The 6,625-nt window shown below is 68.0% G+C and carries 6 protein-coding genes; 5 read left to right on the top strand and 1 reads right to left on the bottom strand.

Annotation, left to right across the window (positions count from 1 at the left end):
* From AC1DWT_RS28915 to AC1DWT_RS28905, 3 genes are all read left to right on the top strand, one after another.
* A partial coding sequence (locus AC1DWT_RS28915; RefSeq protein ID WP_477923252.1) for an NAD-dependent succinate-semialdehyde dehydrogenase occupies positions 1-1,314 on the top strand: 1,314 nt, incomplete at its 5' end.
* 34 nt (positions 1,315-1,348) lie between these two features.
* Positions 1,349-2,239 (top strand): universal stress protein, encoded by an 891-nt coding sequence (locus AC1DWT_RS28910; RefSeq protein WP_072937310.1) that lies wholly within the window; start codon positions 1,349-1,351, stop codon positions 2,237-2,239.
* Positions 2,240-2,294: 55 nt separating this feature from the next.
* Positions 2,295-3,875 (top strand): APC family permease, encoded by a 1,581-nt coding sequence (locus AC1DWT_RS28905; RefSeq protein ID WP_072937311.1) that lies wholly within the window; start codon positions 2,295-2,297, stop codon positions 3,873-3,875.
* Here AC1DWT_RS28905 and AC1DWT_RS28900 read toward each other — a convergent pair.
* A complete protein-coding gene (locus AC1DWT_RS28900) occupies positions 3,835-4,446 on the bottom strand; it encodes a TetR/AcrR family transcriptional regulator (RefSeq protein ID WP_072937312.1) in 612 nt (203 codons plus the stop codon). The genes AC1DWT_RS28905 and AC1DWT_RS28900 overlap by 41 nt on opposite strands.
* A gap of 162 nt (positions 4,447-4,608) precedes the next feature.
* Here AC1DWT_RS28900 and AC1DWT_RS28895 point away from each other — a divergent pair, with 162 nt between their 5' ends.
* Positions 4,609-5,589 carry a nitrilase-related carbon-nitrogen hydrolase gene (locus AC1DWT_RS28895; protein ID WP_095861248.1) on the top strand — a complete coding sequence of 327 codons (981 nt, stop codon included), beginning with the start codon at positions 4,609-4,611 and terminating at the stop codon, positions 5,587-5,589.
* A complete protein-coding gene (locus AC1DWT_RS28890) occupies positions 5,589-6,611 on the top strand; it encodes an agmatine deiminase family protein (RefSeq protein WP_072937314.1) in 1,023 nt (340 codons plus the stop codon). The genes AC1DWT_RS28895 and AC1DWT_RS28890 overlap by 1 nt, the downstream gene beginning before the upstream one ends.
* The last annotated feature ends 14 nt before the right edge of the window (positions 6,612-6,625 follow it).

Raw genomic sequence — 6,625 nt, 5'->3', positions numbered from 1 at the left:
GGTGGCAAGGACGCGATGCGCGCACTGGACTCCGCCGCGGCGGTCCAGGAGGAATGGGCGGCCACCGCACCCCGGCAGCGGTCGATCATCCTGCGGTCGGCGTGGGAGAAGGTCATCGAGCGCACCGACGACCTCGCGCTGCTCATGACGATGGAGATGGGCAAGGCCCTGCCGGAGAGCCGCGGCGAGGTGAACTACGGCGCCGAGTTCCTGCGCTGGTTCAGYGAGGAAGCCGTCCGCATCCAGGGCCGCTACACCACGTCRCCGTCGGGCAGCGGACGGATCATGGTCACCAAGGTGCCCGTCGGACCCACCCTGGCCGTCACSCCGTGGAACTTCCCGCTCGCGATGGGCACCCGCAAGATCGGCCCCGCGCTCGCCGCAGGCTGCACGATCATCGTCAAGCCCGCCGAGGACACCCCGCTCACCATGCTGCTGCTCGCCGAGATCTTCGCCGAGGCMGGCCTGCCCGCCGGTGTGCTGTCGGTGCTGCCCGCGTCGAACGCCGCCGCCGTCACCGAACCGCTGCTCGCSGAYCCGCGGCTGCGGAAGGTGACGTTCACCGGRTCCACCCGSGTCGGCAAGATCCTCATCGARCAGTCCGCCCAGCAGGTTCTGCGCACGTCGATGGAACTCGGCGGCAACGCRCCGTTCGTSGTGTTCGACGACGCCGACATCGACGCCGCGGTCGAGGGCGCGATGGCCGCGAAGATGCGCAACGGCGGCGAGGCSTGCACCGCCGCCAACCGCCTGATCGTCGCGAACTCGGTGCGCGAGGAATTCACCACCAAGCTCACCGACCGGATCGCCGCGCTCACCGTCGGACCGGGCAGCGAGGACGGCACCAACGTCGGCCCCCTCGTCAACGAGAAGCAGCGCCGCAACGTSGCGTCCCTCGTCGACGACGCCGTCGCCGCGGGCGCCCGGGTCCGCACCGGCGGCAAGTCCGTCGACGGTCCCGGCTACTTCTTCCAGCCCACCGTCCTCGACGAGGTRCCCGCGAACGCGCGCATCGTCCGCGAGGAGATCTTCGGACCCGTCGCCGCGATCACCGGATTCGACACCGAGGCCGAGGGCGTCGCCGCCGCSAACGACACCGAATACGGTCTCGCCGCRTACATCTACACGCAGAACGTCGACCGSGCGTTCCGCGTCGCCGACAAGCTCGAGAGCGGCATGGTCGGCGTCAACCGCGGAGTGATCTCCGACGTCGCCGCGCCGTTCGGYGGAGTCAAGCAGTCCGGACTCGGCAGCGAAGGCGGCACCGAAGGCATCGAGGAGTACCTCGAGACCAAGTACGTCGGCTTCGCGTAACCCACCCGCCCCGAGACAGATCGGAACCGTCACCATGCGATTGGTCGTTGGATATCTCGCCACTCCCAGCGGGGAGGACGGTCTGGCCCTCGGGGCGCAGCTCGCCCGAAGTCTCGGCGCACAGCTCGACATCTGCATGGTTCTCCCGCCGGACCGCACGGTCCCGGCGAGAGTTCCGGCAGAGACCGGCTTCGACGACATCCTCGCCTCCCGCGCACAGCGCTGGCTGAACGAGGCGAAGTCGTCGGTGCCGAGCGACATCGACGTGGACGTCCACCTGAGCTTCCACGAATCGTTCGCACAGGGCATCCTCGACGAGGTCACCCGCCTCGACGCGCACGCGATCGTCGTCGGCGCCGCGGGTGACGGCCTGCTCGGCAGGCACTCGGTCGGTTCCGTGTCGACGGAATTGCTGCACTCCGCGCACGTGCCGCTCTGCCTCGCACCCCGCGGCCATCGGCATTCCTCCGCAAAGAAGATCCGAGAGGTCACGTGCGCACTCGGGACGCGCGTCGGTGCGGACGTGCTGCTGCGAACCGCCGTGCGGACCAGCAAGCGGATGGAGACCCCGCTGCGTCTGGTGTCCCTCGTCGAACTGGACCCGCACCACCACCTTCGCGATCATCGGGACACCTCCGAGAGCGTCCGCGAGCGCGCGGTCGCCCATGCACAGTCCACCCTGGACGAGGCGAAGTCCGCACTACCCGAAGACTTCCCCGTCTCCGTGATGATCGCCGACGGATCCTCCGTGGAATCGGCGGTCCGCAAACTCGACTGGCAGGACGGCGACCTCGTCATGGTCGGCTCCAGCCGCCTCGCCCAACCTCGTCGACTGTTCCTGGGATCCACCGCGGCCAAGATGCTCCGCGTCCTGCCGGTGCCCATGGTCGTCGTCCCCAAGCAGGAGTTCCCCAACAGTGAGTAAACCGTCCGCGACACCCGCCCCGGATCCACGATCGCACCCGACCGGAGGTTCAGACATGACGAACAGCGAAGGCGCACCGGCGTCGGCCGGCGTTGCCGTGAGCACCAAAGGGCTGGCCACCGGTGCGGTCGGGACCTTTGCAGGGGCGGTCCTCGGGATCTCCTCCGTGGCACCGGGTTACACGCTGACGGCCAGCATCGGACTGATCGTCGCGGCGGTCGGGCTGAAGATGCCCGCCATCTTCATCGCCGGCTTCATTCCCATGTTCCTCACGGCGTACGCCTACCGTGAGCTCAACTCCGAATCACCCGACTGCGGTGCGTCGTTCACGTGGTCGACGAAGGCGTTCGGTCCGTACGTCGGCTGGATGTGCGGCTGGGGCATGGTGATCGCCACGATCATCGTGCTCTCGAACCTCGCGGCGATCGCGGTCCAGTTCTTCTATCTGTTCATCGCGAAACTGTTCGACGCACCGAGCATCGCGGACCTGCCCGGCAACAAGTTCGTGAATGTGGGCACCACCCTGCTCTTCATCGCACTCGCCACGTGGATCGCCAGTCGCGGCATCACCACCAGCGAGAAGCTGCAGTTCGCGCTGGTCGGCTTCCAGATGGTCCTGCTCATCGCGTTCGCGGTGGTGGCACTGGTCCACGTCGGTAACGGGGACGCCCCCGCCGGGCTGTCGTTCGACCTGAGCTGGTTCAACCCGTTCACGGGACTGGCCGTCGGCGCGTTCGTGATCGGCCTGACGGGTTCGATCTTCGCGTTCTGGGGCTGGGACACGTGCCTGACGCTGGGCGAGGAGTCGAAGAACCCGAAGAAGACCCCCGGTCGCGCCGGACTGCTGTGCGTGATCACGATTCTGCTGACGTACCTGCTCGTGTCGGTCGCGGCGATGATGTACGCCGGCGTCGGCGAAGACGGCCTCGGCCTGGGCAACCCGGACAACTCCGAGAACGTCTTCGGCGCCCTCGCCGATCCGGTTCTCGGGAACTGGGGCGGCATGTTGCTGTTCCTCGCCGTGTTCGTCTCCTCGGTCGCGAGCCTGCAGACCACGTTCCTGCCCGCGGCCCGCACCATGCTCGCGATGGGCGCGTACGGCGCTTTCCCGAAGAAACTCGCCGACGTGTCCCCCCGGTTCCTGGTCCCGTCGTACGCCACGGTCGTCGCCGGCGTCATCACCGCGGTGTTCTACACGGTGGTGACGTTCCTGTCCGAACGCACGCTGCTCGACACCATCGCCGCACTGGGCATCATGATCTGCTGGTACTACGGCATCACGGCGTTCGCGTGTGTCTGGTACTTCCGGGACAGCCTGTTCACGAGTTTCCGCAACATCGTCTTCCGGTTCGCGTTCCCGCTCCTCGGCGGCCTCATGCTGCTCGCGGTGTTCGTGATCTCGATCGAGGAGAGCATGGACCCGGACAACGCGAGTGGCGCGTCGATCGGCGGCATCGGCCTGGTCTTCTTCCTCGGCTTCGGGATCCTGCTGCTCGGGGCGATCCTCATGGTGGTCATGCGGTTCCGCAGTCCCGCCTTCTTCCGCGGCGAGACCCTCAACCGCGAGACGTCCGCTCTGCGCGACGAGGGCGATCTCACGGCTCGATCGGAGCCTGCGCCACCAAGCCAGCGATAAGCGTCCGCAGCCCGAACTCGAATGCTGCATCCGCCCGTCCGGGGTTCGGCCCGGACGTGGCCAGGGCGGCTCGCATGGACTCGTTCGCCTCCGGCGCGGTCGCCCAGACCACTTCGGGTGCGGCGAGGTCCAGCGCCGACCCCAGCACGAAACTGTCGACCGTCGTGATGGCGTGCAGAATCTCCTCGGGCGTGAAGCCGCCGTCCGAGAATGCCTGCGCCAGCGCGTTGTACAGAGCGAAAGCCACACCGGACTGCACTGTGTGCGCGGTGAACAGGGGAATCAGCCGAGGATGCTCGGCGTAGTTGCGCCGATATTCGCGCGCCAGGCCGGCCACCGTCTCGCTCCACTTGCCGTCGGGGTCCGCCACCACGATGCCCGCCATCATGCGGGCACGCATCAGTTCGATGATCTCCGCCCTCCCGGACACGTGGTTGTACAGCGAGGAGGGCCGCACCTTCAGCCGTTCGGCGAGACCCGGCATCGTGAAATCACCCGTGAGGTCCACCATGCGCATGGCAGCTTCGGTGATGATCTCCGGCGACAGCAGTCGCTGTGATGGCCGTGGCATGGGTGCCCTCCTGGTCGGTGTGTGTCACCGGCGACCAGGGTGGATACCGAAGGAATCGAAATCGTGTCTCCCCGCCCCTTGATCGCCGAGCATTTACCCACCATACTTAACGAATCCAATTCGTTTTAGGCGCTCGCCGAACCGAACATCCGAGGAATCACAATGTTGACGATCACCGCCCTCACCCCTCCCGAGTCCCTGTCGAGGACGCGCGAGACCGGACGCACCCCGCTCCGCGTCGGACTCGTCCAGCACCGCTGGCACGAGAACGAGCAGGATCTGCGGGCCGAACTCGACGAGGGCATCGCCGCGGCAGCCAAGCTCGGGGCGCGCGTGGTGTTCCTCCCCGAACTCACGCTGAGCCGGTACCCCGCCTTCGTCGAAGGCGGTGACAACCCCGGCCGCCAGGCCGAGGACCTCCTCACGGGGCCGACGTTCACGTTCGCCGCCAAGGCCGCCGCCGAACACGGCGTCCTCGTCCACGCGTCCCTGTACGAGCGGAACGACTCCGAGAACGGCGTGCAGTACGAGGACGGACTCGGTTTCAACACCGCCATCCTCGTCGCCCCGTCCGGGGAACTGCTCGCGCACACCCGCAAGCTGCACATTCCCGTCACCGCCGGCTACTACGAGGACACCTACTTCCGCGGCGGCCCCGCCGACAACCCGTACCCCGTCCACACCGCCGAGGCACTGGGCGGCGTCAAGCTCGGGCTCCCCACCTGCTGGGACGAATGGTTCCCCGAGGTCGCCCGCGCCTACTCGCTCGGCGGCGCCGAAATCCTGGTGTACCCCACCGCGATCGGCTCGGAACCCGACCACCCGCAGTTCGACACCCAGCCGCTGTGGCAGCAGGTGATCGTCGGCAACGGCATCGCGAACGGCACGTTCATGGTGGTGCCCAACCGCCACGGCGGCGAAGGCCTCATCACGTTCTACGGCTCGTCGTTCATCTCCGACCCCTACGGCCGCATCCTCGCTCAGGCACCGCGCGACGAATCCGCGGTGCTGGTCGCCGACCTCGACCTCCAGCAGCGCGAGGACTGGCTGGCCCTGTTCCCGTTCCTGGCCACCCGTCGCCCCGACACGTACGGCGCCCTCACCGAGCCCGTCGATCACGCCTCCCCGTTCGGGAGGGCGTGATGACCTGGCGCATGCCCGCGGAAGGCGAACTGCACGAACGCACCTGGATGGCCTACCCCAGTGCGGGCTACTCCCTGGGCGACACTCCGGAGGAGCAGCACGAGGCGCGCACCACGTGGGCCGAGGTGGCACACGCCGTCGCCCGGTTCGAACCGGTCACCGTCGTCGTCGACCCCGGTGAGGTGCCGGCGGCTAAGAAGTACCTGTCCGCCGACATCGACATCGCCCCGGCGCCGCTGAACGACGCCTGGATGCGCGACATCGGACCCACGTTCGTGCTGTCCGAGGACGGACGCCTCGGCGGCGTCGACTGGATCTTCAACGGCTGGGGCGGCCAGGACTGGGCCCAGTGGGACAAGGACTCGAAGATCGGCGCCCTGGTGGTCGAGCGGTCCGGTGCCGAACTCGTCGACTCGCCGATCGTCAACGAGGGCGGCGGCATCCAGGTCGACGGCCTCGGCACCGTGCTGGTCACCGAGACCGTGCAACTCGACCCGGGCCGCAACCCGGACCTGTCGAAGGCCGACATCGAGGCGGAACTCGCCCGCACGATCGGTGCCACCAAGGTGATCTGGCTGCCGCGCGGCCTGACCCGCGACTCCGACACCTACGGCACCCGCGGACACGTCGACATCGTCGCCGCGATACCGTCGCCCGGCGTCGTCCTCGTGCACGATCAGCGCAACCCCGAGCACCCCGACTTCGAGGTCAGCAAGGCCGTCATCGACGCGCTGAAGCAGACCACGGACGCCCGCGGCGAGTCGTGGGAGATCATCACCGTCCCCGCGCCGCAGGTCCTGCGCGACGAGGAGGGCTTCGTCGACTACAGCTACATCAACCATTTCGTCGTCAACGGCGGCGTCATCGCGTGCAGCTTCGACGATCCCGCGGACGAGGAAGCGGTCGCGATCCTGTCGGCCGCCTACCCGGGACGCACGGTCGTCTCCGTCGACGCCCGCCCGCTCTTCGCGCGCGGCGGCGGCATCCACTGCATCACCCAGCACCAGCCCGCCGTGCGCTGACGCACCCGTGAGTA

The sequence above is a fragment of the Rhodococcus sp. P4_B6 genome (assembly GCF_056402215.1).
The sequence above is the reverse complement of the archived record's forward strand: the minus strand, read 5'-3'. Positions and strand labels throughout refer to the sequence as shown.